Source organism: Agrococcus casei LMG 22410, assembly GCF_900163565.1.
GTDB lineage: Bacteria > Actinomycetota > Actinomycetes > Actinomycetales > Microbacteriaceae > Agrococcus > Agrococcus casei.
On record NZ_FUHU01000032.1, the window covers coordinates 1 to 1,347 of the forward strand.

Sequence of the window (1,347 nt, forward strand, 5' to 3'; positions counted from 1 at the left end):
TGTCAGTCTGTTTCTGCCCGATCTCGCAATGATGGGGTAGTCCTGGCCGGAGTGTTCTGACCCTTGCTTACGATTGGCCCGCAGGGTGCCTTGGCGTTGATCTGTCGAACCTCCGGCCGGGCGTGCAGTAACCGCTGCCGCCGGATCGGGCGTGACCTGATAGGAGCCTGGAGCCTCGTCAAAGCGTCCCCATGACAGTCCTGTCCACCCGCCGGCGACAGCGTGACAACCACGCTAACCGGTGAAGGAGAGCACACCATGGAACAGATCGAGCCCGCCCGCTCTGGGCACGTCGTGATCGGCGTCGATACTCACAAGCACATTCACGTCGCCGCGGTGATGGACTCGATCGGCGGGATCCTCGCGTCCCTGACGATCTCGACCGACACCGCCGGGTTCCGGCAACTGTCGGAGTGGGCGGCGACGTTCGGGAAGATCATCGCGTTCGGGATCGAGGGCACCGGTTCCTATGGCGCTGGCCTGACCTCGTTCATTCGCCGGAACGGGCACAAGGTGATCGAGGTCTCCCGCCCCGATCGGCGGCTGCGGCGCCTGAACGGCAAGTCTGACACGCTGGACGCGGAGAACGCCGCAAGAGCAGTTCTCGCCGGGTTCGCGACCGCGGTTCCGAAGACCGCTGACGGGGTCGTCGAGATGATCCGGCAGCTGAAGGTTGCGCACGATACCGCGGTGAAGGACCGCACCGGGGCGATGGTGACGCTCAAGGCGATGCTCGTCCACGCCACCGAGGACCTCCGCCGAGAGACCGCCAAGAAAACGCAGAAGATGGTCGCCCGGCACTGCGCCGCTCTTCGACCCCGCGGGCTGGCGACGCCCGAGGACGCGAACCGGCACGCGCTCAGGTCGATCGCGAAACGTTGGATCGCTCTGAACGACGAGATCAAGGAACTCGAGGCGCAGATCGAGCAGCTCGTCCTGCAGCGCGCCCCGCACCTGCTCGAAGAGTTCGGCATCGGCGTCGACACTGCCGCGGAGATCCTCATCGTCGCGGGCGACAACCCCGAACGCATCCATTCCGAAGCCGCGTTCGCGAAACTTGCCGGCATCAGCCCGGTCCCGACCGGCTCAGGGATGACCAGCGGGAAGCACAGGATCAACCACGGCGGACACCGTCAACTCAACGCCGCGATCTATCGGACCGTCATCGTCAGAATGAGATTCCACGAACCCACCATCGCCTACGTCGCCCGACGAACCGCCGAAGGTAAAAGCAAGCGCGACATCATCCGCTGCTTGAAACGCTACGTCATCCGCGAGGTCTATCACCTCATCAAGACCGACCCGAAAACCGGCGAGATCATGAGTTGACAACTATAGGAGCATCAA

Annotated in this window: 1 protein-coding gene; it reads left to right on the forward strand. The window is 63.8% G+C overall.

Translation table 11 applies throughout. The features are described from left to right. Nucleotides 1-258: 258 nt before the first annotated feature. On the forward strand, nucleotides 259-1,329 hold the full coding sequence (locus CZ674_RS07545; protein WP_086991921.1) for an IS110 family RNA-guided transposase: 1,071 nt from the start codon (nucleotides 259-261) through the stop codon (nucleotides 1,327-1,329). The last annotated feature ends 18 nt before the right edge of the window (nucleotides 1,330-1,347 follow it).